General features: G+C 60.3%; 24 protein-coding genes and 1 pseudogene. 17 read left to right on the forward strand and 8 right to left on the reverse strand.

Going from position 1 to position 26,958, the window contains the following annotated elements:
• Positions 1 to 424 precede the first annotated feature (424 nt).
• From CSING_RS12750 to trpA, 6 genes are read left to right on the forward strand one after another with little or no spacing between them, the layout of a single operon-like run.
• Positions 425 to 1,924 (forward strand): anthranilate synthase component 1, encoded by a 1,500-nt coding sequence (locus CSING_RS12750; RefSeq protein ID WP_042532895.1) that lies wholly within the window; start codon positions 425 to 427, stop codon positions 1,922 to 1,924.
• A complete protein-coding gene (locus CSING_RS12755) occupies positions 1,921 to 2,565 on the forward strand; it encodes an anthranilate synthase component II (RefSeq protein WP_042532897.1) in 645 nt (214 codons plus the stop codon). Before CSING_RS12750 ends, CSING_RS12755 begins: the two co-directional genes overlap by 4 nt.
• Positions 2,565 to 3,602, forward strand: a complete 1,038-nt coding sequence (trpD, locus tag CSING_RS12760) for an anthranilate phosphoribosyltransferase (protein WP_042532899.1) — start codon at positions 2,565 to 2,567, stop codon at positions 3,600 to 3,602. Before CSING_RS12755 ends, trpD begins: the two co-directional genes overlap by 1 nt.
• Positions 3,580 to 4,962 (forward strand): bifunctional indole-3-glycerol-phosphate synthase TrpC/phosphoribosylanthranilate isomerase TrpF, encoded by a 1,383-nt coding sequence (gene trpCF, locus CSING_RS12765; protein ID WP_042532901.1) that lies wholly within the window; start codon positions 3,580 to 3,582, stop codon positions 4,960 to 4,962. Before trpD ends, trpCF begins: the two co-directional genes overlap by 23 nt.
• A 21-nt stretch (positions 4,963 to 4,983) precedes the next feature.
• On the forward strand, positions 4,984 to 6,198 hold the full coding sequence (gene trpB / locus CSING_RS12770; RefSeq protein ID WP_042532904.1) for a tryptophan synthase subunit beta: 1,215 nt from the start codon (positions 4,984 to 4,986) through the stop codon (positions 6,196 to 6,198).
• Positions 6,198 to 7,025 (forward strand): tryptophan synthase subunit alpha, encoded by an 828-nt coding sequence (gene trpA / locus CSING_RS12775; protein ID WP_042532906.1) that lies wholly within the window; start codon positions 6,198 to 6,200, stop codon positions 7,023 to 7,025. The genes trpB and trpA overlap by 1 nt, the downstream gene beginning before the upstream one ends.
• Before the next feature lie 195 nt (positions 7,026 to 7,220).
• On the opposite strand, the gene CSING_RS12780 is transcribed toward trpA, so the two are convergent.
• Positions 7,221 to 8,456, reverse strand: a complete 1,236-nt coding sequence (locus CSING_RS12780) for a dicarboxylate/amino acid:cation symporter (protein ID WP_042532908.1) — start codon at positions 8,454 to 8,456, stop codon at positions 7,221 to 7,223.
• Between the two features lie 158 nt (positions 8,457 to 8,614).
• Here CSING_RS12780 and CSING_RS12785 point away from each other — a divergent pair, with 158 nt between their 5' ends.
• From CSING_RS12785 to CSING_RS12805, 5 genes are all read left to right on the forward strand, one after another.
• A complete protein-coding gene (locus tag CSING_RS12785; protein WP_042532910.1) occupies positions 8,615 to 9,076 on the forward strand; it encodes an SdpI family protein in 462 nt (153 codons plus the stop codon).
• A 215-nt stretch (positions 9,077 to 9,291) separates the two neighbouring features.
• Positions 9,292 to 9,522: a hypothetical protein gene (locus CSING_RS14130; RefSeq protein WP_042532912.1), complete on the forward strand. Its 231-nt coding sequence runs from the start codon at positions 9,292 to 9,294 to the stop codon at positions 9,520 to 9,522.
• A gap of 10 nt (positions 9,523 to 9,532) precedes the next feature.
• Entirely contained in the window at positions 9,533 to 9,904 is a 372-nt protein-coding gene (locus CSING_RS12795) for a Rieske (2Fe-2S) protein (RefSeq protein WP_042532914.1), read from the forward strand.
• A 55-nt stretch (positions 9,905 to 9,959) separates the two neighbouring features.
• The gene (locus CSING_RS12800) at positions 9,960 to 10,919 is read left to right on the forward strand and encodes a bile acid:sodium symporter family protein (protein WP_042532915.1); all 960 of its coding nucleotides are present in this window, start codon (positions 9,960 to 9,962) and stop codon (positions 10,917 to 10,919) included.
• Positions 10,920 to 10,925: 6 nt separating this feature from the next.
• Positions 10,926 to 11,234: a hypothetical protein gene (locus CSING_RS12805; protein WP_042532917.1), complete on the forward strand. Its 309-nt coding sequence runs from the start codon at positions 10,926 to 10,928 to the stop codon at positions 11,232 to 11,234.
• On the opposite strand, the gene CSING_RS12810 is transcribed toward CSING_RS12805, so the two are convergent.
• Genes CSING_RS12810 through CSING_RS12825 form a run of 4 tightly spaced genes read right to left on the reverse strand, consistent with a single transcriptional unit; the run spans position 11,231 to position 14,335 of the window.
• Positions 11,231 to 11,563, reverse strand: a complete 333-nt coding sequence (locus CSING_RS12810) for a branched-chain amino acid transporter permease (protein WP_042532919.1) — start codon at positions 11,561 to 11,563, stop codon at positions 11,231 to 11,233. The genes CSING_RS12805 and CSING_RS12810 overlap by 4 nt on opposite strands.
• Positions 11,548 to 12,264, reverse strand: coding sequence for an AzlC family ABC transporter permease (locus CSING_RS12815; RefSeq protein WP_042532922.1), 717 nt, complete (start codon positions 12,262 to 12,264; stop codon positions 11,548 to 11,550). The genes CSING_RS12810 and CSING_RS12815 overlap by 16 nt, the downstream gene beginning before the upstream one ends.
• 35 nt (positions 12,265 to 12,299) lie before the next feature.
• Positions 12,300 to 12,899 carry a YqgE/AlgH family protein gene (locus CSING_RS12820; protein WP_042532924.1) on the reverse strand — a complete coding sequence of 200 codons (600 nt, stop codon included), beginning with the start codon at positions 12,897 to 12,899 and terminating at the stop codon, positions 12,300 to 12,302.
• A 2-nt stretch (positions 12,900 to 12,901) separates the two neighbouring features.
• A complete protein-coding gene (locus CSING_RS12825) occupies positions 12,902 to 14,335 on the reverse strand; it encodes a CCA tRNA nucleotidyltransferase (RefSeq protein ID WP_042532927.1) in 1,434 nt (477 codons plus the stop codon).
• 46 nt (positions 14,336 to 14,381) lie between these two features.
• On the opposite strand from CSING_RS12825, the pseudogene CSING_RS12830 reads away from it, so the two are divergent.
• From CSING_RS12830 to CSING_RS12845, 4 genes and pseudogenes are all read left to right on the forward strand, one after another.
• A pseudogene (locus CSING_RS12830) lies at positions 14,382 to 14,966 on the forward strand (NUDIX hydrolase); the annotation flags it as partial.
• Positions 14,963 to 17,131 carry a hypothetical protein gene (locus tag CSING_RS12835; RefSeq protein ID WP_052471434.1) on the forward strand — a complete coding sequence of 723 codons (2,169 nt, stop codon included), beginning with the start codon at positions 14,963 to 14,965 and terminating at the stop codon, positions 17,129 to 17,131. The pseudogene CSING_RS12830 and the gene CSING_RS12835, both read left to right, overlap by 4 nt.
• Before the next feature lie 8 nt (positions 17,132 to 17,139).
• On the forward strand, positions 17,140 to 20,382 hold the full coding sequence (gene murJ, locus CSING_RS12840; RefSeq protein ID WP_042532930.1) for a murein biosynthesis integral membrane protein MurJ: 3,243 nt from the start codon (positions 17,140 to 17,142) through the stop codon (positions 20,380 to 20,382).
• Positions 20,383 to 20,589: 207 nt separating this feature from the next.
• On the forward strand, positions 20,590 to 21,123 hold the full coding sequence (locus CSING_RS12845; protein WP_042532933.1) for a YceI family protein: 534 nt from the start codon (positions 20,590 to 20,592) through the stop codon (positions 21,121 to 21,123).
• 157 nt (positions 21,124 to 21,280) lie between these two features.
• Here the strand turns inward: CSING_RS12845 and CSING_RS12850 are convergent, their stop codons facing one another.
• Positions 21,281 to 21,730 (reverse strand): hypothetical protein, encoded by a 450-nt coding sequence (locus CSING_RS12850; RefSeq protein WP_042532935.1) that lies wholly within the window; start codon positions 21,728 to 21,730, stop codon positions 21,281 to 21,283.
• Positions 21,731 to 22,114: 384 nt separating this feature from the next.
• Between CSING_RS12850 and pepN the strand changes: the two genes are divergently transcribed.
• Both pepN and CSING_RS14170 read left to right on the forward strand, forming a co-directional pair.
• A complete protein-coding gene (gene pepN / locus CSING_RS12855) occupies positions 22,115 to 24,628 on the forward strand; it encodes an aminopeptidase N (RefSeq protein ID WP_042532937.1) in 2,514 nt (837 codons plus the stop codon).
• Positions 24,629 to 24,702: 74 nt separating this feature from the next.
• Complete coding sequence (locus tag CSING_RS14170; RefSeq protein WP_321969374.1) at positions 24,703 to 25,083, forward strand: type IIL restriction-modification enzyme MmeI; 381 nt, start codon at positions 24,703 to 24,705, stop codon at positions 25,081 to 25,083.
• 160 nt (positions 25,084 to 25,243) lie between these two features.
• Here the strand turns inward: CSING_RS14170 and erm are convergent, their stop codons facing one another.
• Both erm and CSING_RS13445 read right to left on the reverse strand, forming a co-directional pair.
• Entirely contained in the window at positions 25,244 to 26,098 is an 855-nt protein-coding gene (gene erm / locus CSING_RS13440; RefSeq protein ID WP_070536900.1) for a 23S ribosomal RNA methyltransferase Erm, read from the reverse strand.
• 349 nt (positions 26,099 to 26,447) lie between these two features.
• Positions 26,448 to 26,681: a hypothetical protein gene (locus CSING_RS13445; protein ID WP_236683989.1), complete on the reverse strand. Its 234-nt coding sequence runs from the start codon at positions 26,679 to 26,681 to the stop codon at positions 26,448 to 26,450.
• Positions 26,682 to 26,958 lie beyond the last annotated feature (277 nt).

Raw genomic sequence — 26,958 nt, forward strand, 5'->3', positions numbered from 1 at the left:
GCTAGATAATCAACGGCTGTGGTGACCGTTATTAAAGTCGCTCCACAGGGCCTTAAGCAGCAGTTTTGTAAATTTTCTTGGCCTGCGGGGGTAACGCACGAAACCCCAAAGCTGTCATTCGACAGAAACAGAGGCGTGCATCACAACCCTCAACTGCATGTTTGCTACATCACTCTGATGTTGAGCCGTTTTCGCGGAGGACGATTCTCGGGGGTACCCATGTTTCATTTACCTGTACGGCAGAAGGTATCGGTGTTAGAGTCGATGCTGTGAAGAACACTTTTAACCTTTGGTGGTGGCGCGCGTAACCCGCGGGCCCTTTTCTTCTCCCCAATTTTTAAGGCCCGCAGCTGCGGGCTTTTCGGCGTTTTGCTCTTTTGCGAAGCTCGCGGCAGCACTCACTATCGTTAAAGAAAGACACAGGATGCCGTATACAGCCCAACGTGAGGTCAGGTACATACCCGACGCCAGCGCGCTCTTTTATGCTCTCGCCACTCCGCAGGATTCCCTGCTTTTAGAGTCCGCCGACATTGAGACCAAGAAGAACCTCACCTGCATCGCCATTACGAAGGCAGCACTCAAGGTCGTGTGCCGCGGCCAGGAGGTCACCGCAACGGCCTTAACACCAGCCGGTCACTTGCTCTTAGATGAACTTCGTCAGGATTTTTGCTCCAAGATGAGGCAGAACGGTGAGGTCAGCGCCACCTTTAGCTTCGAACTCTCCACCGAGCACGATGAGCGCGCCCGCCTCCGCGCCACCTCGACCGCAGATATCTTGCGCACGCTGCAGTTTAGCCAGCTCTATTCCGGCGAGTCACTTCCATTCCTCGGTGGGGGATTCGCCTTCGACTACGTCGACACCTTCGAGTCACTCCCACCGGTGCCAGACGGACCGAATGAATACCCTGATTATGAATTTCTCGTAGCCGAGCACGTCCTCACGGTGGACCACCTGACTCAGAGGGCAAGGGTTGAGGGGTGGGGCGTCGACAAGCACGCGCTCGAAGAGGAGCTCGACCTGGCCGCCGTCACCGTACCTGGTACTCCAGAGGCCCCCGCACCGCGAGAGAGCATAAGCGCACGCGCCTCCATCGACGACGCCACCTTCCGCAGCCACGTTGAGCGGCTCCAGGGCAACGTCCACGCCGGCGATATCTACCAGGTCGTTCCCTCGCGCGAGTTCAGCATTGAATGCCCCGATGCCTTCGCTGCCTACCGCACGCTGCGTGAGACCAATCCTTCGCCGTACATGTTCTATGTGCGCGGCGCTGAGTACGAACTTTTCGGCGCTTCGCCGGAATCGAACCTCAAATACACGGCATCGGACCGGCAGGTTCAGCTCTATCCCGTCGCTGGCACCCGTCCCCGCGGCGCCACGCACGAGCTCGATATCCGCAACGAGCTGGAGATGCGCACCGACGCCAAGGAGGTCTCCGAGCACATCATGCTCGTGGACCTAGCCCGCAATGATCTCGCGCGCGTCGCTGTTCCTGGCACCCGCAAGGTGGCTGATCTGCTCCAAGTCGACCGCTACTCCCGCGTCATGCACTTGGTCTCCCGCGTCGTGGCCACACTCCACGAGGATTTCGACGCCCTCGACGCCTACCGCGCGTGCATGAACATGGGCACGCTGACCGGCGCCCCAAAGCTCCGCGCCATGGAACTCATCCGGGAGACCGAACAGACTCGCCGCGGTTCCTTCGGCGGCGCCATTGGCTACCTGCGCGGCGACGGCTCGATGGATAACTGCATCGTCATCCGTTCCGCCTACGTCAAGGATGGCACCGCCATCGTCCAAGCAGGTGCCGGCGTCGTCCGCGATTCAATTCCCCAATCCGAAGCCGATGAAACGGTGCACAAGGCCTACGCGGTGCTCAGCGCCATCGCCCAGGCACAGAGTGCATCCCTGGAGGTCATCCGATGAACCCGCACGTTGTCCTCATTGATAACCACGATTCCTTTGTCTACAACCTCGTCGATGCCCTCGCCGGCTACAACACCACCGTCTTCCGTAACTCGGTCCCGGTGGAGGAGGTGCTCGCTGCGAAGCCCGACATCATCATTCTCTCGCCCGGCCCAGGTCACCCCAGGGACGCGGGATCGATGATGCCGCTTATCGACGCCTCCCTCGGCCGCATCCCCATCCTCGGGATCTGCCTTGGTTTCCAGGCGCTCCTCGATCATTTCGGTGGGACCGTCGAACCCTGCGGCCCAGTCCACGGCTCATCCGTTCCCATGACCCTGACCGATGCGGGGGCACGCCACCCGATCTTTCAAGGCCTCACCACCGATTCGGAGCCGGACAACCCAGACTATGTCGGCCGTTTCGTTCCGGTTGCCCGCTACCACTCCTTGGGGTGCGCGAACATTCCGGACGAGATGCGCAGCCTGGCTTCAACCGAGACAGACATCGGCCCCGTCACCATGGCGGCCGAGACTCTCGACGGGAAAGCCATCGGCCTCCAGTTCCACCCGGAGTCACTCCTGACACCGACGGGACCCATCATGATCGAGCGCTGTATTGAACAACTATCCGCTATTCCCACTATGGAGGCAGGCAACTAATGACCACCAAGGCTCCACTCACGACGCTCCAGAAGTTCCTCGATATTGAGGAGCCCACTCTCGAGCAAGCGATCGAGGTCTTCACTCCCTTGACGGTGGGGGAGTACGACGACATCCACATCGCCGCGCTCCTGACCCACATTCGCACACGCGGCGAAACCTTCGCCGATGTAGCCGGCGCGGCCCGCGCCTTCCTGCGCGCAGGGCGTCCCTTCCCGGTCACCGGCGCGGGCCTCATGGATACCGCCGGCACTGGCGGCGACGGCGCCAACACCATCAACGTCACCACCGGCGCCTCCCTCGTCGCCTCTGCGGGCGAAGTGAAGATGGTCAAGCACGGCAACCGTTCCGTGTCTTCGAAGTCAGGCTCCGCCGACGTTCTCGAAGCCCTCGGCATTCCGCTCGATCTCGATCCAGAACGTGCTGTCCGCCAGCTCGAGGCTTCCAACTTCACGTTCCTTTTCGCCCCGGCCTACAACCCGGCGGTTGCTCACGTGCAACCGGTGCGCAAAGGCCTGGGCATCTCCACCATCTTCAATACTCTCGGCCCGTTATTGAGCCCCGGCCGGCCCGAGTTCCAGATTATGGGAATCGCCAACCCGGCTCAGGGCCAGCTCATCGCGGAGGTATTCAAGGATCTCGGCCGAACCCGCGCGCTCGTCGTCCACGGCGCCGGTACCGATGAAATCGCTGTGCACGGCACCACCCAGGTGTGGGAGCTGCGCGATGGCTCCATTGAACACTACGAACTGACCCCGGAGGAGCTCGGCATTTCCCGCCACGAACTCGCCGATCTCGCCGGTGGTGACGGCCAGGAGAACGCTCAGGCGCTTCGCGCGGTCTTTGCCGGCACCGGCAAACCCGCCCACCACGACGCCATCGCCGCCACTGCGGGCGCGATGTTCTACCTCAACGGAACCACCAACACCATCGCCGATGGCGTGGCCCATGCAGCCCAGCTCATCACGGACGGCTCCGTCGCCGCCTGGCTCACGAAGCACGAGGAGGCTGATTATGGCTCTGCCGACCGTGCTTGAGGGGATCGTCGCCAAGCGCCGCACCCATCTCCCCGCCATCCGGGAACGTGTGGCCCACGTGGATCTGGAGGCACTCCCTCGTTCCGAGCGTTCCTTCTTCGATGCCCTTAACGGCACCAACCGCTTCATCATGGAGTGTAAGTCAGCATCGCCATCGCTCGGCCTCATCCGCGACCACTATGAACCCGGCGCCATTGCGCGCGTCTATTCCCGCTATGCTTCGGCGATTTCGGTTCTTTGCGAGCCGGAACGTTTCGGCGGCGACTACGACCACCTACAAACCGTGGCACTCTCCACGCACCTCCCGGTGCTGTGCAAGGACTTCATCATCGATCCGATTCAGGTTTATGCCGCACGCTATTTCGGCGCCGATGCAATCCTGCTCATGATGTCCATCGTTGATGATGAGACCTACTCCGAACTCAAGCAGCTTGCCGATTCCCTCGGCCTCGACGTCCTCACCGAGGCCATCACCGAAGAGGAGGTCGCCCGCGCAACAGCCTTTGGCGTCGACGTCATCGGAATCAACAACCGCAATCTGCACGACCTAACGATCGATCTGGACCGCACCGCCCAACTCGCCCCCCACATTCCTGGGGGCAAGGTCATCGTCTCCGAGTCCGGCATCCGCGATAACCACACCGTTCGTCAGCTCGGCGCTCACGCCAATGCGTTCCTCGTTGGTTCGCAGCTGACCGGAACCCCGGACATTGACCGTGCTTGCCGTGAACTAGTTTTCGGCACCAACAAAGTCTGCGGTCTCACCACGTGGTCCGCTGCCCAGGCCGCCCGCGCTGCAGGCGCCGTCTACGGGGGCCTCATCTTCGAGGAGGCTTCTCCACGCACTGTTTCACGTGAAACCGCACACGACATCATCGCTCACGAGCCGGACCTGAGTTACGTCGCGGTCTCTCGGCGGACAACCGGCTGGGACGAGCTCGCCTTCGAAGGCGTCGACGCTCTCCAGATTCACGCGCCTTACCAAGGTAGTACGGAAGCTGAGCTTGATCTCATCGCGTCTGTTCGCGCAGTAGCAGGGGAGCGTCAGGTCTGGCGCGCCATCGATATGACCGCGCCGCACGGCCCTTCGCTCGCCATCGCGCTTGCCGACGCCGCCGACATGCTCATCCTTGACTCCGGCCCCGGCGGAACGGGAACCTCCTTCGACTGGTCAACCGTACCCGCCGCCGTTAAGGACAAGGCACTAATCGCCGGCGGACTCAACCTGTCCAACCTCACCGACGCACTCCGCGTTGGCACCCTCGGCCTAGACCTCAACTCCGGCGTCGAAAACAACGGCCGCAAGGACACTGGGCTCATCGCCCGCACCTTCAACACCATTCGTCACTTTACGTATTAAGCCCCAACCCAAAGGACCACCATGACCACTCCATCCGAAACCCGGGAAACGCTCCTTCCGGCCTACTTTGGCGAGTTCGGCGGACAATTCGTCCCCGAATCGCTCATCCCGGCCCTCGACCAACTTGAGCAAGCTTTCGTCGATGCTCAGAATGATCCCTCATTCCGCGCGGAACTGGCCGGCTACCTCCGTGACTACCTTGGCCGCCCAACTCCGCTCACCGAGGCCACCAAGCTCGGCGGCGAGGCACGCATCTTCCTCAAGCGCGAGGACCTCGTCCACGGAGGCGCTCACAAAACCAATCAGGTAATCGGGCAGGCCCTCCTGGCTAAGCGCATGGGCAAGACCCGCATCATCGCCGAGACCGGAGCCGGCCAGCACGGAACCGCAACCGCCCTCGCGTGTGCACTCCTCGATCTTGAGTGCGTGGTCTACATGGGCGCTAAAGACGTCGCCCGACAGCAGCCCAACGTCTACCGCATGGAGCTTATGGGCGCGAAGGTCATACCCGTTGATTCCGGATCAGGCACACTCAAGGACGCCGTCAACGAAGCCCTCCGCGATTGGACCGCCACCTTCCACGAGTCCCACTACTTGCTCGGCACTGCTGCCGGTCCGCACCCGTTCCCCACAATTGTGCGTGAGTTCCACAAGGTGATTTCTGAAGAAGCCAAGGCACAAATGATTGAACGCACGGGCGGGCTTCCCGACGTCGTCGTCGCCTGCGTCGGCGGTGGCTCCAACGCTATCGGAATGTTCGCCGACTTCATCGATGACGAGTCCGTCGAACTCATCGGTGCGGAGCCAGGGGGAGAGGGCCTCAACTCCGGACACCATGGCGCCACAATCAACAACGGAACCATCGGCATCCTCCATGGCGCGCGCTCCTATCTCATGCGCAATGCCGATGGACAGGTCGAGGAATCCTATTCCATTTCCGCCGGCTTGGACTACCCGGGCGTCGGACCACAGCACGCGCACCTCTCCCAGACAGGCCGTGCCACATATGTCGGCATTACCGACGCCGAAGCACTCGAGGCCTTCCAGCTACTCAGCCGCCGCGAGGGCATCATCCCCGCCCTCGAGTCTTCCCACGCCTTGGCCTACGCGCTCAAGCGCAAGGAAGAAGACATCACTATCCTCGTCTCCCTATCCGGTCGCGGCGACAAGGACATCGATCACGTCCGCCGCACCCTCGAGGAACACCCCGAATTCAAGCTCCCGGAGGAGAACTAATGAGCCGTTACGAGACACTCTTTTCAACACTCGCCGCCCGTAACGAAGGTGCCTTCGTTCCTTTCATCATGCTCAGCGATCCTGACCCGGACACGGCACTGGCTATTGTCCGCGCCGCGGTCGCCGGCGGTGCTGATGCCCTCGAACTGGGTGTGCCGTTTTCCGATCCCGTCGCTGACGGCCCCACCATTCAGGCCTCTCACATCCGCGCCCTTGCCGGCGGCGCCACCGTCGATTCCGCCATTGCCCAGATCCGCCAGATCCGCTCCGAGTTCCCGGAGCTTCCCATCGGCATGCTGATCTACGGCAACGTCCCCTTCACGCGTGGACTCGAAACCTTCTACTCCGAATTCCATGACGCCGGCGCCGATAGCATCCTGCTTCCGGACGTCCCCGTCCGCGAAGGTGCCCCATTCGTCGCCGCCGCTGAGAAGGCCGGTATCGATCCCATCTTCATCGCTCCGGCCCAAGCCTCGGAGCAGACACTCGCCGGGGTGGCCAAGTTCTCCAAGGGCTACATTTACGCCATCTCACGTGATGGCGTCACCGGCACCGAGAAGGAATCAGAAACGCGTGGGCTCGACGACGTTGTGAGCAACGTCAAGCGTTTCGGCGGTGCACCGATCCTCCTCGGTTTCGGTATTTCGACCCCTCAACACGTAGCGGATGCCATCGCCGCCGGTGCCGCCGGCGCCATCACCGGCTCGGCACTCACCAAAATTGTCGACGCCCACCTCGACGAGAACAACAAGCCCACCCCGGAGCTTGCTGATGCCGTCACCTCCTTCGTTGCTGACATGAAGGCCGCGACTAAGCACCCCAGCTAAACCACCCCAGCTGAACCACCACGGCCACCGTCTGCGCCCCACAACCTCGTTGCCGGGGCAAGCGAACCAGACGCCTGAGCTATCGCCCAACCCTCTCCAGCACAAACTGCTCCCCACTAGTTGGACTGAGTAATCAGTTGCTTACTAGTGGGGAGCAGTTCAGAAGGGAAGGGCAGAAGAAAGTTTCACGTGAAACTAGGAGTTGGTGAGCTCCTCGTTCACAGCCGCTTTATCGGATTCGCCCTCAATGCCTTGAATTTTATCGCGGGCAAAGCGGTCAACAATCATCGCGATTGCGCCATCGCCGGTGACGTTCGCAGCGGTGCCCACAGAGTCGATAGCGATGTAAGCCGCAATCATCAGAGCGACCATCGAATCATCAAAGCCCATATTGGATTGCAGGAGACCAACGGCCACCATAACCGCTCCACCCGGTACACCAGGGGCAGCAATCATCATGATGCCCAAGAGCAGGATGAAACTCAATGCCTTGCCAAGGTTACCCTCCATACCCGGAGTCATGAACACAATCGCGAAGGCGTAGAGCGTCAGCTTCATCATCGAACCAGAAAGGTGGATAGTCGCACACAACGGGATGACAAAACCGGCAACGGGCTTGGAAATACCGTTCTTAAGCGCGGAGTCAAGAGACACAGGAATAGTAGCCGCGGACGAAGAGGTACCCAGCGCCGTGAAATACGCCGGAGCCATGTTTTTTAACGCAGTGAAGGGGTTCTTACCAGCTATCGCACCGGCCACCACGTACTGGAAAACCAGGTAGACGAGCGTCATGACGACGGAAAGCAGAAGCACCTTCGCGAAGGCGACCATTACCGCGCCAATGTTGCCATTCATACCCAGAGTGAGGAAGATGCCGAAAATGTAGATAGGCAGCAGCGGGATGACAAAACCCCAGATGACCTTGATGACGATGGCCTCGAACTCTTTGGACAGGGTGTAGAGGTTGTCAGACTTTACAGTCGTCATAGCAACGCCAACACAGAAGGAGAGGAGTAGCGCCGTCATGACCTCAAATGGTGCCGGCATGAGAACCTCGAAGTAGGGTTCAAGGGCACCTTCATCGATGTCGGATACATCGGTATTGAGAGTTTGCCCCTTGAGCATGACCGGGTAGAGAAGCTGGGTCAGAGCATAGGCAATAAGGCCAGAAATGATGGTGGAACCGTAAGCAATGCCCGCAGTGATGCCGAGCCACTTTCCAGCACCACGGCCCAGTCCAGCGATAGCTGGGGCGACGAGGGCAAAGATAAGAACTGGGATGAAGAAGCCGAGGAAGTTAGAGAACAGCCCGTTGAAAGTTGCAAAGGTTCTACCGAACCATTCGGGCGCAAACCGGCTTACGATAATGCCCAAGATAATCGCCACGATAATCTTGAACAACAGAGAGTTGATAACGCTCTTGAGTTTCATGATTGAGTCTTTTCTATGGTTGGAACCATGTGGTTGTCCATCGCCAGGGAATAAAAGCTTTAATATCTGCCAAGCGACACGAAATGTATATTACAGCACCGAACTAATAATTTGAACCGGCTTTCTCGTCTTCGGATGGGAGGGATAGACTAGTGAGCATGCTCGTAGTCGGAATCCTGTTTTTCATCATCGCTGCCATTCTCCTGATCGTGGGTGGACTGGCCACAATGCGCAAGCTGCCTGGTAATGGTGTCGTCGGACTGCGCCTCGCGGAAATCCGGAAAACCAAGGAAGCATGGGACAATGCGCATGCCGTCGCTGGGCCATTTTGGACATTGGGTGGGGTGGCACTGGTTTTTGGCGGTATCGTCGCGCTTCGCGCCGAAGGCTGGATGTGGCTCATTCCGGCAGCCACTTTTGTCATCGCCGTTCTCGCGCTGTCCATCGGTTCCAACATGGGCGCTCGCGCTGCCTACTTGTGGGACCAGGCACACAAGGACGACGAGGGATGCGGGGATTCCTGTAACTGCGGCGATGGAGGATGCGGGGAAGAAGAGGCACCGACTGTCGACGTCTCCGCGGTCCGCGCTGCCGCCGAGCGCGCCGATCAGTCCCATTGATAAATACGACACTGTGACGCTATAAGCGGATAGTTCGCTTCTTACTCTTATCGTCACAACGAATTCTTAGCCCAGGCGATCCAATGGTTGGTTAGACCCTCCATTGAGATCGCCACTTTTTATTTCTTATCGTTTGCTGCCAAGTCAACAGGAAGAGGCTTAGAAGACGGGCTGGCGCGTGACAATGATGGGTCACCCGGAGGACTATGGTTTCTATGACTAACATCAAGCGAAACACAGCACTCCAACTCGTCGCCGCCGCAGCACTGAGCCTTACCGTCCTTGGAGCCGGCGCCACGTATGCCCGGTCCATCGACTCGCGGGGGAACAGTACGATAGCAGAGGCGGGAACAATCTATAGCGACGTGGGTACCTCATATGGGTCTTATGACTTTAGCGGTAGCCCAATGGAAGAGCTCCCCATATGGGAGGGCGAAATCGGATAAAGTAGGGCCCATGACTACGTGTTCTCGTCGTATGTTCCTACTCGGCTCCGCCACCACCTTCGCTGGCGCGTACCTCGCCGCGTGTGGCAAGGAGCCCTCCGCTGAAATTGCCGCCACTGAGATCCCGGTGGGATCAGCTGTCATCGTGGATAAGGTCATTTTTGCCCAGCCAACCGAGGGCGAGTTCAAGGCCTACTCGCAAACCTGCCCACACCAGCATTCGCTCATCACCAAGATTGAAGGCATGACCGCCACGTGCACAACCCATTACTCTAGCTTCGACCTTGCCACGGGCGAGGTTACCGGCGGCCCCAGCCCCAAACCGCTCACCGAGTACGGCGTTGAGAACGATGGCGGAACCGTCAAGAACGTCCCCGCCTAATCTCGCCGGAGAGCGTTTCACGTGAAACATCTGAGGGGCGTCTACACTCTGTTGTATGCTTGAGCGTCTCAAAAACCTTGATCCCCTCATCATCCTGATCCTCTGCGCGGTCGCGATCGCCGTCGTGTTTCCCGCTCGCGGGGGCTTTGCAGACACCTTCGACGCCCTCACCAATATTGGTATCGCGCTTCTCTTCTTCCTGTACGGTGCGCGCCTATCGCCGCGCGAAGCCATCAACGGCATCAAGCACTGGAAACTTCACCTGACGATCCTGGCGTTCACCTTTGTGGTCTATCCCGTGGTCGGCCTTGCACTCAGACCGCTCACGGCATTCATCCCCAGGGATCTCTACCTAGGCATCCTCTACCTGACGCTCGTGCCGTCGACGGTGCAGTCCTCAGTGGCCTTCACGTCCGTCTCGAGGGGAAACGTCGCCGGCGCCATCGTCTCGGCATCAGCGTCCAACTTGGCGGGTGTCATCCTCACCCCACTGCTCGTTATGGCACTCATGGGCGCGGGCGACGGAATACACATCGATAGTTCGGTCTTCGTTGAGATTTCAGTCCTCTTGCTCCTGCCATTCGTGCTCGGTCAGCTCACACGGCGATGGACGGGCAAGATCGCCGCAAGCAAGGCCACCAAAATAGTGGACCGTGGATCCATCGCAATGGTCGTGTATGCGGCCTTTTCAAAGGGCATGGTGGACGGAATATGGGCGTCGATAAGCATCTGGCAGATCCTGTTCCAGATACTCTTCTCTACAGCACTAGTCTTCTTCATGCTGTGGCTCACCAAAATCGTCAGCGCGAAGCTCGGGTTTAGCCGCGAAGACTCCATCGCCATCCAGTTCTGCGGCTCGAAGAAGTCCCTAGCAACGGGCCTACCGATGGCATCGGTCATCTTCGCATCCGGTAGCACGTCGCTCGGACTGCTTATCCTGCCACTCATGATTTACCACCAGGTTCAGCTCATGATTTGCGCGTCTGTGGCTTCGCGCTACGCACGGGTAGAGTGAGGCATCATGAAAACTCTCTACGTCCGCACCACCATGTCTATCCCGGAAGTAGGCACCGCCGTCCATATCGCGGAGATGCAGGAAATTAGTGAGACCGCCTGCTCCATGCAGCGCATGATTGCGCTCGCGCCGAATGAATCTATCGTCGGTGCAGCCACCCCGCAGGCCTCGGTGGGCAATGCGGATATCCCTCAGCAGGTTGTGCCCCATCCCAATACTTACGACGACTTCCCAGATATCGACGCCGAATTTATCGGCGCTATGGAGTTTCACTCCCTGTGGACCGAGGCAACCGCGCTCTACGGTGACCTCTAGAAGACCCAGTTCACTAAGAGCATGTAGAACGCGGTGCCGCCAAAGATCGAAAGACCGGAGTTGCGACGCCACAGATGCAGGGCAGCGGTAAACGCTGCGGCGGCAAGGGGGGCGATGAGGTTTCCCGTGTCACGAGTGGCTCCGAACAAGGTATAAACCACCAACACCGTCATCACGCCCACCGGCATGGTGAAGCCCAGCATCGTAATAAAGTTGCTGCCTTTAAGGGCCTTAACGAAGGCGAAGGGAAGCCAGCGCAGCAGCACCGTCACGATCCCCACCGGGATAAGCACCGCCAGGATAGTGCTAAGAGTTACTCCGGCTGGCATGGCTTCTCCTTACGCAAGAGCATCGCACCATCAATGCGCGGGGAGACATAGCGCAGCAACAACAACAAGAAATATGCGGTCAGCGTCACCATGAGGAGCTGTCCCGGAAAAAGGAATCCAGCCAAGATTCCTAAGGCCGCGGCGCTAAGGGGGAGAGAATAATCCTTGTTGTTCTGGAAAGAGTCAATGGCCAGGACAACGAACAGAGCCACCAGCGCAAAGTCCAGACCTTTCACTGAGGGAGGGATAGCCTGGCCCGCGAGCGCGCCAATGATGCCGGCGCCCACCCAGAGAAGCTGGCAGAAAAGCTGCACCGTGAACACGAACGTGCCACTGGGGCGCGAGTTGCGGGGGAGAGCGGAGATGACGGCATAGGATTCGTCGGTCAGCGCGTAGGTGGAATAGGCGCGGCCGAGGGGATTGCGAATCTCATCCCGAGGAAAGGTGAGGCCGTAGAAGATATGGCGGAAATTCACCATGAAGCCAGTCAATGCCGCAACCGCCGGGGTGACACCGCCCGTGACCATGGAAATAGCAAGAAATTCCATAGAGCCGGCGTAGATGATGACGGAGAACACCGGAGTCCACCACCAGTCGAAGCCGGTCTGCACCATCAGCACACCGAAAGCAAGGCCAAGCGGGACGACACCCACGGCAATAGCCATGCAGGTTTTCACCGCCGTGACAATCTCCGAACGCATGGGACAAATGTTAGTTCACGGCGCGCGCAAGGACACTAATTATCTTCGTCGATGTAGCGCGGGAAGGTGGAGAAAAGCGGCAGGGGCATAGCCTGGCGCTTCATCACATCCGACCACGTATCCGTGGAGCCGGAAGAAACCACGTCTTGGGGGAGAGCGGGCGCGACATACCAGTCGCCGCGGTCGATTTCGGCCTCAAGCTCGCCCGGTTCCCACTCGAAGAGGCCGACGAAGAGACGCATGCCGGCAACAAGCTCGGTAATCTCCTCAGGGCCCACCCGCAGATCCACCATGGCCAAGCGCGGGGCGAGGCGGCTCAGCGCCGGATACTTCTCAATATCCACGCCTTGGCGCGTCATGGCAACGCCGAGGGCCGCCTGCTGATTGTGCGGACCACCAATGTAGAGGGCCTGCGGTTTAGCCACCGCAGGTAGCCACTCCGGCATGACGTTAAACACGGCCATCTCAGAGCGCTTGGTCAGGTCGACACCATACGTACGCCCGCCCAGCTGCTCAGTGATCAGGATAACGGAGCGGTTGTAGTGCGGGACGAGGATGTCGGGAGCAGCAACAAGCAGCTGGCCAGGGGCCGGTTCATTGCGCTCGAGAGCGTTGAAAAGTCTATCTGCGTACATCCCTATCTAGAATTCCACCACTCGCGCAGCTTCGCAATAGCAACGTCGCGCTCCAACGGGCCCTCCTCAAGGCGCAGCTCCTTGAGATAAGACCATGCCTGGCCCACCTCGGGGCCGGGTTTGAGATCAAGGATCTCCATGATCTCGTTGCCGTCGAGGTCCGGGCGCACGCGCGCGAGATCTTCCTTCGCGGCAATGTCCGCGATGCGCTCCTCTAGCTGGTCATATGTGCGCTGAAGGCGGCGGGCCTTACGCTCATTGCGGGTAGTGCAGTCCGCACGCACAAGCTTGTGCAGGCGGGGGAGAAGATCGCCGGCGTCGGTGACGTAGCGGCGTACGGCCGAGTCGGTCCACTGGCCATCACCGAAGCCGTGGAAGCGCATGTGCAGGTAGACCAGCTGACCGATGTCCTCAGTGGTGGCCTTGGGGAACTTGAGCTTGCGCAAGCGCTTGCGGGTGAGCTTGGCGCCGACGACCTCATGGTGGTGGAAGCTCACCTTGCCATCGGTGGTATCGCGCGTATCCGGCTTGCCAATGTCATGCAACAGCGCGGCCCAGCGGAGAATCAGGTCAGGGCCGTCTTCCTCCTGCTCCATGGCTTGGCGCAGCACGGTGAGGGAATGCGCGTACACATCCTTGTGCTGCGCGTGCTCGTCGGGCGCCATGCGCAGGGCCGGGATCTCCGGGAAAATGTAGTCCGCAATGCCGGTCTCGACGAGCAGGTCAATGCCCTTCCACGGCGCAGTGCCGCAGATCAGTTTGTTGAGCTCGACTTGGACACGTTCGACGGTGATGCGCTGGATTTCCCCAGCCATGTCGGTCATGGCGGTGCGCACGCGCTTGGCGACGTCAAACTCCACCTGCGCCGCGAATCGTGCCGCGCGGAGCATGCGGAGGGGATCATCGTGGAAAGAAATCTCCGGCGCATCGGGAGTATCGAGGACGCGGTCCGCCAGGTGCTGCAGGCCGCCCATGGGATCGTGGAACTCCCGGGTACCGTCGGGACGCAGCTCAATCGCCATGGCATTGACCGTGAAATCACGGCGGACGAGGTCGCCCTCCAAGGTGTCGCCGTAGACGACCTCCGGGTTGCGGGAATCACCGTCATAGCTATCGGAACGGAAGGTGGTGATTTCGATCTGCTGACCCTTGTACGCAGCGGATACCGTGCCGTAATCGATTCCGGTGTCCCAGACGGTCTCTGCCCACTCCTCCAGGATGGAGTACACGACATCGGGGCGGGCAGGCGTGGTGAAGTCGAGGTCATTGCCTAGACGGCCCAGCAGGGCGTCGCGGACGGAGCCGCCGACGAGGTAGAGGGGGGCGTCGTGAAGCGCAAAGCGGTCCACCAGCCCCTGGAGGAGGCCACTGAGCTGGCTGAGGGAAGCGTCTGCGCGGGCGAGAACGCCGATTAGCTGAGTGTCCTGAAAATTCACGGATCGAAGTCTACTACGATTAGCAGGGATGACTAAGAACACGCCAGGCTCCAAGCGCCGCCGCCGACGGGGCGCGGGCAGCCGGAACCGCCGCACGGGACGCCCGCAGCGCGCGTCCACCAACCGCATGACCACGCGGGATGAGACGTCCGCGGGCGGTCTCGTCGTGTCCGGATTGGCGGAAGCCGTCGACACTGACGGAAACGTAGACCTCTCCCAGATCTACGTGGCGCTCATCGGCAGGCTGGATCGCCGCGGCCGTCTGCTGTGGTCCATGCCGAAAGGCCACGTGGAGAACGGCGAGCCGAAGGAGCTCACCGCCGAGCGCGAGGTGTGGGAGGAGACCGGTATCTATGGCAAGGTCTTCGCGGACCTCGGCATGATTGATTATTGGTTCGTCTCCGATGGCGTGCGCATCCACAAGACCGTGCACCACCACCTGCTGCGCTTTGAGGACGGCATCATGAATGATGAGGATCCGGAGGTCACCGAGGTCTCCTGGATCCCCGTCTCCGAGCTCATTGAGCACTTGGCCTATGCGGATGAGCGCAAGCTCGCGCGCATTGCCCATGATCTGTTGCCGGATCTCGCGCGAAAGGAAGCCGCCGCGGGAAAGGCGACTCCCCGGTGAGCCGGCATGGGTGGCGCGTAGCGCTGGCTGCGGCGCTAGCGCTCGGGTGCGTTACCCCGGCGGCACAGGCAGAGGCTCAAGAAGACAGCCTGGCGAATGCGCAGTATTGGTTAGGTTCACGGGGGCCGGACGAGTTGGAGCTCAGCCTGCTCAGTGCCAGCGAAGCACGGGTAGGGGACACCGTCGAGATGACCTTAAAGATCCATAACCCCACCGACAGCGCGGTGGACAACCTGCAGATAACTACCCGCCGCAGCGACGCAGTGCGATCCACCACGCAGGCCCGCCAAGAGCTGGCTGTGGGTTCTTTTCCTTATTATGGGCCCTCTGAGTCCAGCGGGGCTTTGAAGCCGGGGGAGAGCCGAGAAGTGACCGTCGCGGTTCCCACAGCACTGGGAGAGGAATCCACGCTGGCCATTACGGAGCCCGGTGCCTACCCGGTGCTCTTTACCCTGACCGGCACCCGCGATGGCCAGACCGCAAGCTTTGCGGAGGAACGCACGATCCTGGATTTTCAAGGTACACAGGATGCTCCGGAGAATCCGCGCGCGTTCTCCATTATCTATCCGCTCACCGCGGAGGTCGATGTGGTGCCGGGTGATACCGGTGGTCAGGATCTCATCCTGCAGAGCGAGCAACTGCCGGAGCAGATGGCGCCGGGCGGGCGTTTGGATCAGCTACTTGATATCTACGTGGACCATGACCTGCACGGGTCCGGGTGCGTGGCTCTGGATCCGGCGCTTGTCGACGCCGCCTCCCGCATCGCCTCCGGCTACACGGTCAACGACTCACGGCCTCCCATTGCGCAGCGCCCGAAACGCTTGCGTGATTCCTGGTTCTCCAGCTCGGATAATGACCGTGGTGAGCCGGGTCAGCATTCCCAGGATGCTGCTGCCTGGCTGGACAAGCTCAAGGGCCTCGACTGCCGCATGCTCATGCCGTGGGCGAACACCGACACAGACGCCGTGGCCCACGTAGGCAATGAGCGGCTCACGCACGAGGCAGTGGAACAAGGAGCGGAGACAGTTGAGCGGGTACTCGGGAATCCTCTGAATACCTCGCTGACCGCGCCGGCCACGGGCATCAGCGAACATGAGTTCTCAGTGCCCATGCTTGTCGCAGATAATTCCGCGTGGGCCGGCAAAGCGGTGACGTTCGATGCCTCGCTCGGCGCACTCCTAGCCCAAACCGGGTCTCTTCCGCAGACCACGGGTTATTCCAACCCAGAGATGCGCTATGACTTCGCGGAAGACTCGGAACAGGCGCGGGCGTTGTCAGCGGGGGCGTCGCTAAGCATTGCCTCACAGGAGTTGCTGCACGGCGGTGACGAGGAGCCGGAAGGCCTCGTGGCCAAGCTGCCGAATTACCACGATCCCGCCGCCGCCCGCGCGGTCATGGACACCGCCCAGCGCCTACTGAACTCGCAGCATCTTTCCCCGCGGCCGGTGACGACGCTGCCCATCGAATCAAGCGAGGGCGAGCCCGGAAGCCCCTATGTTAACCCCGCCGCTTTCCACGACGCGGAGATTACCCAGGTAGCCCAACAGGCGCGGTATACCGATGAGCTCATGTCCATCATGGTCAATGACCCAGCCATTGCCATGACGCGCTATGAATTCACGCTGCCGCTGCGCCGCGATCTACTCGCCGTGCTCAGCGATACGCGCCGCACAAGCCTGCGCGGCTTCCGCCCAGCGGTGGAAGATAGCCGCAAGCGTTTGGAAGAGAACGCGGATGTACTGCGTGATCTGCGAGCCTCGGTCTCACTCATCCCACCGGGCAATGTGTACACGCGCGTTTCGGAATCCTCGCCGCTGCTCATCGTGGCGGAGAATGGGCTGCCGCTGCCTGTCGACGCCCACCTGGCCTACGACGCCCCCGACGGCGCCACCCTCAACACGCAGGACTCGGTTCACATCCCGGCTAAGGGATCTATTACCGTGTCCATGACCGCTGACCTGCCGAGCGACGCCGACCGCACCTCGTTGCGGCTATGGCTGGCTACCCCGTCTGAGCACCTGATCTCAGACCCAATTGATATCACCGTTCAGACGCGGGCCGGTATCGTTAGCGTGTATGGAGCCGGTATCGTTGCCGCGCTCGTCCTCGTCCTAGCCGCACTGTTCCGGCTGGGTAAGCGGAAGAAAAAGAACACTCACGGATAGTTTTCTCTATGACACATGAACCTTTGTCTGGTGCCCGTCGACGCATTGTCACGCCCTCCCCACCGGCACCGGTCCCGGAAAAGCGCGCGCCGAGCGGCGTCGTTGCCGTCGACGACGAACACGAAGACCGTTCAGGTCTGAAGGGAGAATCCCAGGCAACCTCGGGCGAGTCCTCCGGTGATACAAACTCCGACGGTGCCGTCGTGCGCGCCACGGGCTCGATGGCTGTTGCAACGTTGATTTCCCGTATCACGGGCTTCATCCGCAACGTGCTCATCGGCTCCTCCTTGGGCCCAGCGATTTCTTCTGCCTTCACCACGGCGAATCAGCTCCCCAACCTCATCACGGAGATCGTGCTGGGCGCGGTGCTGACCTCGCTCGTTGTGCCCGTGCTTGTCCGCGCGGAAAAGGAAGACTCCGACCGCGGCGAAGCCTTTGTCCGGCGATTATTCACGCTGGCCTTCTCGTTGCTGGCCACAATTACGGTTCTGTCGTGCATTTTCGCCCCGCAGCTGACCCGCATGATGTTGCCCGAGGATGGCAAGGTCAACGCCATCCAGGCCACATCGTTTGCTTATCTGCTGCTGCCACAGATCTTCTTCTACGGGCTATTCGCGCTCTTCCAAGCGGTGCTTAACACGAAGAATATCTTTGGTCCGGGCGCGTGGGCGCCGGTGGTCAACAACATCATTTCCATCTCGGTGCTCGTGGCTTATCAGCTCGTTCCGGGCAGCTTGCATCCCGATGCGCCCTCGCCGATCACGGATGGGCATGTGCTGCTCTTGGCACTGGGTACGACGGCCGGTGTGGTCGTGCAGTGCCTCATCTTGTTCCCATATCTTGCCAAGGCGGGCATCAACCTGAAGCCACTGTGGGGATTGGATGACAGGCTCAAACAGTTCGGTGGCATGGCCATGGCCATCGTGGCCTACGTGGCCATTTCCCAGCTGGGTTACGTCATTACCTCCCGCGTGGCAGCCCATGCCGATAAAGGCGCACCTTTTACCTACCAGCAAGCCTGGCTGCTTTTGCAGGTGCCGTATGGCGTCATCGGCGTCACGCTCCTCACGGCGATTATGCCGCGCCTATCGCGCAACGCTGCCGACGGCGATGTCAAGGCCGTGGTTCGTGACCTCACGCTGGGCACGAAGCTGACCTTCATCGCGCTGATCCCCATCGTCATCTTCATGACCGGCTTCGGTATTCCGATTGCCCGTGGCCTGTTCCAGTACGGCGCCTTTGACGCCGAGGCTGCCGAACTCCTCGGCCTCACCGTGAGCTTCTCCGCCTTCACGCTGATCCCGTATGCGCTCGTGCTGCTGCACCTGCGCGTGTTCTATGCCCGCGAGGAAGCCTGGACGCCAACGTTCATCATCGCCGGCATTACCTTGACCAAGGTGGTCCTCTCCCTGCTTGCCCCGCACGTGGCGGACTCCCCAGAGCGCGTCGTCATTCTGCTGGGTACAGCAAACGGCTTCGGTTTTGTCGCCGGTGCTGTCATCGGTGGCTTCCTGCTCAAGCGCAAACTCGGCAGCCTCGGCGGCCGTGCGGTGGTAGCCACGACCATCTGGTCGGTGCTGTCCTCACTCGTTGGCCTCCTCGTGGTCTACGCCCTCAACTGGGCCCTGAACCTTGTGCTGCCGGCTTCGCTGCCCGCCGTGGTGAACTTGGTTCGTCTGGCTGTCGTCGGCATCGTCTTTGTCCTCGTGACCGGTCTTGTGCTTTCGCGTTCCGGCTTGCCCGAGGTCATCAACCTGGGCCGCCAGTTGCAGCGTATCCCGGGCATGTCTCGCCTCATCAAGATCGAGAATGCCGAGGCCATCGAGGTCGAGGCCCCCGATCAGCTGGAGTTCCAACCGATCTTCAGCGTGGATGCCTTCAATTCCTCGCCGGTACCGCCACCGATGTCCGCCGGTATCGTCCGCGGTCCGCGCCTGGTCCCAGGCGCCCCGGTCTCCGATGGCCGCTTCCGCCTCCTCAAGGACTACGGCTCAGCCCCGGGCACACGCTTCTGGAAGGCCCGCGAACAGGCCACCGGCCGCGAGGTCTCGCTGACTTTTGTCGACACGACGGGCGAAGCCCCCATGGCCCCGGCGACCCCCGCCGTAGCGGCTCGCCGCTCGGCAGAGGTGTCTCGCGCCACGCGCCGCCTAGCGGAGATGGAACTGGATGCCGTGGCGGAGAACATCGACATCCTGTCCTACCGCCAGGGCTGCCTCGTCGTGGCGGATTGGGTAGAGGGAACCTCGCTCAAGACGGTCTCGGAGGATAAGGACCTCGATCCCCGCGCCGTCGCTCACGCCTTGGTACCGCTAGTACGCACTACGGCCGCCGCCCATGCGGCGGGCCTCGTGCTCGGTATGGAGAACCGCAACCGCATCCGCATCTCCACCGAGGGTATCGCCACGCTGGCCTTCCCGGCGGTTCTGCAGAGCAACGACGAGGAGACCGACCGCTCCGCGCTCTCCTCTGCCATCTCCCTGCTGGTGGAATCCACGAGCCCGACCCCGGAGGTCCTCCAGGAGATCGCCGCTGATGCGGAGGTAGGGGAGGACTCCGACTTGGAAGACATCGCACACCGCCTAGCGGCCTACGGCGGCGATGGCGAAGACGGCGAGGAGACCCTTCAGGTCCCTGTGGAGGAGACCCCGCGCAAGGAGGACCCGACCCCCGCACCAGGCTTTGGCGGCCGCGGCTACTCCGGCTCCGGCATCATCGTGCTCGGCGTGCTGGCCACCGTCTTCGTCGTGGCCATGGCGGCGCTCAGCGTGTGGATTCTCTCTCAGGTTGGCGATGAAGAGACCTCACCCGTCGTGACCAAGACGGAATCTTCTGCGGAGACAACCTTCCCCAACGTGCCCGCGGTGCTGCTGAAGGACGTGCAGTCAACCTCCGTCCCGGAGGGCAAGGAGGTCACCGGTGAATGGACCACCAAGGACGCGGACGCCGGTCTTCTCCTCAGCATTGACACGCCCACGCAGCTGCATGTTCTGCCACTGAATCAGAAGGATTCCATCGGCGCGAAGTATGTGGTCTACGGCGTGACTAGGGAGGAGTTCGACCCCACGGATCCGGAGTCCTCCACGCTCACCGAGCTCGCGCATGGCACCCTCACGAGCGCCCGCCAGGACATCGATCTCAAGAAGAAGCCGATGGCTTTCGACGGCGCCCTCATCCTCTTCACAGACATGCCCAAGTCCGGTTCCGTCACGCTGAAGGAGGCCACCCTGGTGGGTATCCCGACTAACTAACACTGCTCCCCACATATCCCCAGACCTGGAGCCCGCAACTCCCTGTTCGTTGGTTCATACGCACCACGCGCTTGACGACGTCCACCTGCAGGTTGCGGGTTGCAGGTCTGGGGATTTGGCTTTTGACGCACAATAACCCTTGACGGCTGTGAGAAGGGTCGTATAATTATTGTTGTCACGTCAACATTAGAATGAAATGAGGAACCCATGACTATCACTGCAGGAACGTACGCCCTGGACCCAGCACACACCACCATTGGCTTCGTGGCCCGCCACGCCATGGTTACCAAGGTGCGCGGCAACTTCAATGAGTTTGAAGGCACCCTTACCGTAGCGGAGAATATTAACGAGTCCGCCGCTAACGCCACTGTGAAGACTGCGTCCATCGACACCAACAACGCTGAGCGCGATGAACACGTAAGGAACGAGGACTTCTTCAACGTTGAGAAGTTCCCGGAGATGACCTTCACCGCGACCAAGTTTGACGTTAACGAGGCAGGCGAGGGCACGGTCACCGGTGACCTCACTATCAAGGGCACCACCAAGTCCGTGGACTTCAAGGTAGAAGAAACCGGCGTAGCCGAGGATCCTTTCGGCAACACCCGCTTGGGCTTCGAGGCCACGACCTCCATTAACCGCACCGACTTCGGCATCGACTTCAACGCTCCGTTGAAGACCGGCGGCGTGCTGGTCTCCGAGTATATCAAGATTGAGCTCGAGGTCTCTGCCATCAAGCAGTAAGCCATCAAGCACGAAACCTGCCCGTAGGCAGTAATTTTTAGTTGTTGCCCGTAGTACCCATGTCGGCGCTACGGGCAACAACTTTTTAACAATGAGAGGCGAACGATGGAGAACAGGTTCTAGTGTTTGGGCTGGTACCTATCTGGTGGTAGCAGTGCTAGTTTTTCTGAATTCGCTGGCGGTAGTAATCACGATCAGTTTCTTGCATGTGAGAAAATTCCATAAGCACGCCCGGCCAGATGGGATACGTATCGATAAGGTTCTCTGCGATGTTTAACAACGGTGAAAATGCGATCTCGTCCCATCTGATTCCTATACCTACTCTTTCGGAGTGGGCCGTGCTACTTAAAGGGCCAATTGCCCACTGACTCCCTGACATCGCATTCATCCATGTGCCGTTGATGGCGAGGATGCGGGATACTTTCTCTTCATAGCTGTGTTTAGAGTTTAAGATTTCGAGTACGATCTCGAAGGGAAACTCTTTTGTGCCATCGGTGACCTGCTTGCGCTGAAGAGGCGTAAGGTCTGCAAGTGTCGTGGGTACTGTTGTTGAAAGGAAAGCTTCCAGCATCTTTCCGAAGTGCTGATGGTATCCGTCAAGCCACATGAGATTCCTTTCGGGCTATGCAGGGCGTATAACCCAAGCCCCTGAATATTGATTTAAAGTCTTGTCGAAAAACAGGTTGCGGATTTAGCCCAGTACCCAGTTTTTGCTGTGTTCTTAAACGATCGAGTGTATTACAGCATTCACTTTCTACGAGGAAGATTTGGCTGTTGTGTCCTCTGCTGTGCCACACCGCTGCCCAAGTCATGCAAGTCAGCGAAGCATTGGGAGTAGACCGGGCAATTGTCATAAGAATACTGCGCCACCTACGAACTATAGGCCAAGCGCGTATCGATCCGGATGGCCCACAGCGCGGGCCCAACACGCGGTGGATTCTTTCCTGACCACTCTGTGATGCGCACCGCAGCGGCGTTTAAGATGTAGCGCATGACTACCGCCAACCTCACTCACGCAGAAGCCACCGCCCGCAGCGCCGCGCTGCGCTTGAGCACCTATGACCTGCACCTTGACGTCACGAACGCGCCCACCGACGTTGATTCTTACGAGGTCACCGCGCGTATTACGTTCACGACCACCGAGCCCGAGACCTTCGTGGACTACCTAGGCAAGGCTGTCCACTCGGTGCGTGTCAATGGCGAGGAGGTGGAGAACACCTTCGACGGCGGCCGCGTGTACCTCCGGGATCTCCCAGTGGGGGAGGAGCTCACCGTGGAGATTACCGGCTCTTCTTACTACTCCCGCACCGGCCAGGGCCTGCACCGCATGCACGACCAGGCCGATGGCACGACGTACCTCTACTCGCACCTCGAGCCCTCTGACGCGCGCCGCATCTTCCCGTGCTTTGACCAGCCGGATCTCAAGGCTTGTTACACCGTGCACCTCACCGGGCCGGAGGGCTGGCAGCTCCTCAGCAATCAGCCCGAGGTCGCCCGCGAGGAGGCGGCAGACGGCAACGTCACGGTTCACTTCGCCGAAACCCCGCTGTTGTCGACGTATCTGACGGCGTTCGCGGCTGGGCCGTACGTCGCCAAGCACAGCACCTGGACCGCGCCCGATGACTCCCTCACGGTGGAGTTGCGTGCCTTTGCCCGCGCCTCCATGGCGGAGTACCTGGATGATGAGATCCTGCAGGTCACCGCGCAGGGCATGGACTTCTTCCACGCGAACTTTGGCTACCCGTACCCGTGGGGCAAGTATGATTCCATCTTCGTACCGGAGTACAACCTGGGCGCGATGGAGAACCCCGGCCTGGTGACCTTTACGGAGCACTACCTCTACCGTTCCGCCGCTACCCGCGCGCAGCATGCCGCGCGCACGAACACCATCCTGCACGAGATGTCCCACATGTGGTTCGGTGACCTGGTCACCCCGCAGTGGTGGGATGACCTGTGGCTCAAGGAATCCTTCGCGGAGTTCATGGGCGCGGATTCCTCCGTGCACGCCACCGAGTACACCGAGGCGTGGGTCAACTTTGCCGGGCAGCGCAAAAACTGGGCCTACCTGCAGGATCAGCTGCCCACCACGCACCCCATCAAGGCGGACATCCCGGACGTGGATGCCGCGCGCCAGAACTTTGATGGCATTACTTATGCCAAAGGTGCTGCGGTGCTCAAGCAGCTGGTCCACTACGTGGGCCGCGAGAACTTCTACGCCGGCGCACGCGACTACTTCCAAGAGCATGCTTTTGGCGCCGCCACCTTCGAGGACCTGCTCACGGCCCTGAAGAAGCACACCGATCGTGACCTCGACGCTTGGTCCACCGCGTGGCTGCGCACGTGGGGCCCGGATACGCTCACACCTGAGCTGCACACGGATGGTGACACGATCCACGAGCTCGCCATCACCGTGGATGCCGAGGACACCACGCGCCCGCACCGCCTGAACCTGGCGCTTTTCGACGCCTCCCTCACCAAGTACGCCAACCTCGACGTCGATCTGGAGGGCGAGCGCACCATCCTCGACGAGGTGTCGGGACTTCAGGCGCCGGCGTTGCTGCTGCTGAACGACGGTGACCACACCTACGCCAAGGTCCGCTTCGACCATACCTCCCTAGAGACCATCCGCACCCGCCTGTCGGAGGTGCCGGATGAGCTCTCCCGCGCGGTCATCTGGACCTCCCTGTGGAATCTCACCCGTGATGGCGAGTGGCCAGTGCGTTCCTACCTCGATACCGTGCTCAATCACGCCCCGGCGGAGGCCAACCCGACTCTTCTCACCACCGCCTTTGCCAATGCGCGCTACGCCATCGACCACTTCGTGGACGAGGAGTCGCGCGAGGACATCCGCGCCGACTACGCAGAGCGCCTGTGGCAGGTGCTGCAGCAGTCACCGGCCGGATCCGACGCTCAGCTCACCTTAGCTCGCGCCGCGATCCAGGCGTTGGCTGCGACCCCAGAGGAGTCCGGTACGCAGCGCCTGCGCGCGCTTCTCGACGGCTCCCTCGACGGCCTCGCCCTCGACCCAGACATTCGCTGGTCCATCCTCCGCGCACTAGCCGCCCGCGATGCCGTCAGCGCCGAAGAGCTGGATGCAGAAAAGGAGCGTGACAACACACTGACCGGCGCCGCCGCCTACTTGGGTGCCTCTCACGCCTTCCCGTCGGCCGAGGTCAAGCGGGAGGTCTTCGACCTCGTGCGCACGCCAGGTAAGTACTCCAATGCGGAGGTGGACTCCCTTCTCGCGGCATTCAACGCTCCACGCTCAGGCCACCTCACCGAGGCCTTTGCCCAGGAGTACGTCGACTCCCTGGCCCAGCTGTGGGAGGAGCATCCAATCGAGATTGCCAACCGCCTCGTGCGCGGCTTGTACCCGGACGTTGCCATGGCTGATGCCGCCACGAGCGAGTTCCTCAGCTCCGAGCGGCCCCGCGCGCTGCGTCGCGTGCTGCTGGAGTGCCAGGATGCGCTGCGTCGCGCGCACCGCGTCCGTGCCGCGCAATAAGCACGGCACGGGTTACGGACCCGGTCCCAGATTCCTCAATACCCTGAGCCGGAAGAATGGAAAATGGAAGGTTGATGTATCCCCACTATTCATTTGTTCATTTTTCGGAATACATCGGGAGTTACCACTGCGGACCAGCTCTGTGTGAACTAGATGAGAAGGCACAGCAGCGAATCATCGACGCTGGACAGTTGGTGCTGCGGGCACGCGAGCGGCACCCCGAGCGGTCACTCGAGGATCACTACAACCCGTTATCGAAGGACCCAATTCTTCTCAAGGCTCACGACGAATTGGACCGCGGAGTAGATAATGCTTCGGTGCGGCACGAAAACTCACCAATGAGCGCCAGCGCCAGGAGCTACTGTTCGCCAGCTGCGGGGAGTTGGCGAGGGGCTATGCCTCCTCGCTTTCACCAAAATCAAAACCACCAGCAGGGTCGTTCCCCGTGCGGGTGATTTTGATCGGCCCCGCTGCCGGGTATAGAACCCTGTCGCCGGCAACGCCGGGAACTATGACTGTGCCCGACGAGAACACATCACTGTCATAACCCGGCTCACGGTAGACCAGCACTGGTCGTCCACTACTACTGGTGGATTTCGGTTTTGGTGGCGGGGGTTAACGCCGCCGGCCTCGTTTTTTCCGTTGAGGAGGGCGTTGACTACTTCCCGATTGTGAAATAGGCCGATGGTGCGGTGGAAAGGAACCAGTCACCTGGAAGAGATCGATCCAGTCGCTGGTGCGCAATCTAGGAGGTAGGGTTGCGGGGTCAATTCCTCGCAAGCGCAACCATGATTGCGTCTCTGAACGTGATGAAAACAACCCTGCCCTTCGGAGAATTTCCCCTATCCCGCGTCCCCGGGCGGTGAAAACGGTGTGCACCATCGCCTGAAAGGCTTTGCGTTGCTCTATCGGGATCTTCGGATCACCCACCCGGCGGATCACTAAGATCCCCCCGTCAACGCTTGGCTGTGGCCGGAACGCAGACCTTGGTACTCGGGAACCAAGGTGAAATGTGAACCACGGGGACCACTGAGCCGTCATCATTGTGCTTGCGCCTACCCCGGCCCGGCGGCGAGCGACTTCCCACTGCATGAGGAGTACAGCGTCAGTCCATGACGGCGCATGCAACAACTTTCGAAGAATGGCAGTGGTGAGGTGAAAGGGAATGTTTCCCACAATGACGCAGGGAGTGACGGGTAACGGGTAGTTGAGGAAATCATCCTGGACCACTTCGACCGCCGCCGAGGCGGTCCTTTTTGTGAGTTTTGCAGCTAGTTTTGCGTCTACCTCAACTGCCGTTATTGCTCTCCCCAAGTGGGATATCGGGCGAGTGAGGGCACCGCTTCCTGGACCGATCTCAATGATGGGGCCGGAGGTTTGTTTTACAAGATCGACTATTGAGTTGATGATCTTGTGGTCTGTGAGAAAATTTTGGCCATGTTCGTGACGGCCGTATCCGTATGTAGACATCAGGTGTGCTCCGTGGAGTTGAAACGGAGCCGGGCATGGCAAATGGCCGCCCGGCTAAAGGACCGGAGCGGTTTTTAACCTGCGGGAGGGAGAAAACCGCCTTAGCGGTTGGTGAGCGGCCGCATGAAAACAGAACCTGAAATCAACATGAGCCTATGGTATCCAATTAATTTCGCGGAGTGCAATACGGTGAGAAGGAAGACAACCGCACCGCAACAGTGCAAGACATCTCTGGATTGGAATTCGTCCTACCTTCGGCTCGTCGTACAGATGCCACTGGCGCATTCTGTATCTGGGCAACGAGGGGGAGTTACCCTCACCTCCGAATGTTTTTAAGGTGCACCCCTGATTACGCTGCGGTACGGGAGTAATTTTGTCCGACTGATCGGACTGTCCACCGACGTGGGGCGGGTAGTTCGAGGTCCCAGCAGATGATCGCCTCGATTTCACCGCGTTCAAAGGATGTCACCATGGCGTCGTAGTCGGGGCGAGCCACATTCTTCTTTGACGCGGAAATGGACTGATCGACGTCGTTAAGTCCTATGTCCAACGTGCAAGTCACGCTGCTTTGCAATGGCTTCACAGTCCTGACGCTGCCGGTCAATGGTGCGGCCATCCACGTCAGCGTCTCGTGAGATACAAAGGTAAATGGGAGCGCGTGTTGTCAAACGCTATTAATAGGGCCCTTAGCTACACATTGTAGCTTAAACTTGTAGCTTAAACTCCACGGTATGTAGTTGCAAAGTTACTTTCTCGAGAACCTCGCCGCCCACGTCGCTCCCGCGTTGGGTGGCAGCCGAACCACAAAGGAGCAGTCATCTGCTATCCCATCGACTAATTCTTGCAGGTCGCAGGACCTT

The sequence above is a fragment of the Corynebacterium singulare genome (genome assembly GCF_000833575.1).
GTDB classification, from domain to species: domain Bacteria; phylum Actinomycetota; class Actinomycetes; order Mycobacteriales; family Mycobacteriaceae; genus Corynebacterium; species Corynebacterium singulare.

Excerpts from the sequence above, each read along its gene's own strand:
- pepN (WP_042532937.1), top strand. The coding sequence starts at position 22,115 with ATGACTACCGCCAACCTCACTCACGCAGAAGCCACCGCCCGCAGCGCC.
- CSING_RS12845 (WP_042532933.1), top strand. The coding sequence starts at position 20,590 with ATGACTATCACTGCAGGAACGTACGCCCTGGACCCAGCACACACCACC.
- CSING_RS12795 (WP_042532914.1), top strand. The coding sequence starts at position 9,533 with ATGACTACGTGTTCTCGTCGTATGTTCCTACTCGGCTCCGCCACCACC.
- CSING_RS12800 (WP_042532915.1), top strand. The coding sequence starts at position 9,960 with ATGCTTGAGCGTCTCAAAAACCTTGATCCCCTCATCATCCTGATCCTC.
- erm (WP_070536900.1), bottom strand. The coding sequence starts at position 26,098 with ATGTCTACATACGGATACGGCCGTCACGAACATGGCCAAAATTTTCTC.
- CSING_RS14130 (WP_042532912.1), top strand. The coding sequence starts at position 9,292 with ATGACTAACATCAAGCGAAACACAGCACTCCAACTCGTCGCCGCCGCA.
- CSING_RS12785 (WP_042532910.1), top strand. The coding sequence starts at position 8,615 with ATGCTCGTAGTCGGAATCCTGTTTTTCATCATCGCTGCCATTCTCCTG.
- trpD (WP_042532899.1), top strand. The coding sequence starts at position 2,565 with ATGACCACCAAGGCTCCACTCACGACGCTCCAGAAGTTCCTCGATATT.
- trpCF (WP_042532901.1), top strand. The coding sequence starts at position 3,580 with ATGGCTCTGCCGACCGTGCTTGAGGGGATCGTCGCCAAGCGCCGCACC.
- CSING_RS12755 (WP_042532897.1), top strand. The coding sequence starts at position 1,921 with ATGAACCCGCACGTTGTCCTCATTGATAACCACGATTCCTTTGTCTAC.
- trpA (WP_042532906.1), top strand. The coding sequence starts at position 6,198 with ATGAGCCGTTACGAGACACTCTTTTCAACACTCGCCGCCCGTAACGAA.
- trpB (WP_042532904.1), top strand. The coding sequence starts at position 4,984 with ATGACCACTCCATCCGAAACCCGGGAAACGCTCCTTCCGGCCTACTTT.
- CSING_RS14170 (WP_321969374.1), top strand. The coding sequence starts at position 24,703 with ATGTATCCCCACTATTCATTTGTTCATTTTTCGGAATACATCGGGAGT.
- murJ (WP_042532930.1), top strand. The coding sequence starts at position 17,140 with ATGACACATGAACCTTTGTCTGGTGCCCGTCGACGCATTGTCACGCCC.
- CSING_RS12750 (WP_042532895.1), top strand. The coding sequence starts at position 425 with ATGCCGTATACAGCCCAACGTGAGGTCAGGTACATACCCGACGCCAGC.
- CSING_RS12810 (WP_042532919.1), bottom strand. The coding sequence starts at position 11,563 with ATGCCAGCCGGAGTAACTCTTAGCACTATCCTGGCGGTGCTTATCCCG.
- CSING_RS12820 (WP_042532924.1), bottom strand. The coding sequence starts at position 12,899 with ATGTACGCAGATAGACTTTTCAACGCTCTCGAGCGCAATGAACCGGCC.
- CSING_RS12780 (WP_042532908.1), bottom strand. The coding sequence starts at position 8,456 with ATGAAACTCAAGAGCGTTATCAACTCTCTGTTGTTCAAGATTATCGTG.
- CSING_RS12805 (WP_042532917.1), top strand. The coding sequence starts at position 10,926 with ATGAAAACTCTCTACGTCCGCACCACCATGTCTATCCCGGAAGTAGGC.
- CSING_RS12815 (WP_042532922.1), bottom strand. The coding sequence starts at position 12,264 with ATGCGTTCGGAGATTGTCACGGCGGTGAAAACCTGCATGGCTATTGCC.
- CSING_RS12850 (WP_042532935.1), bottom strand. The coding sequence starts at position 21,730 with ATGTGGCTTGACGGATACCATCAGCACTTCGGAAAGATGCTGGAAGCT.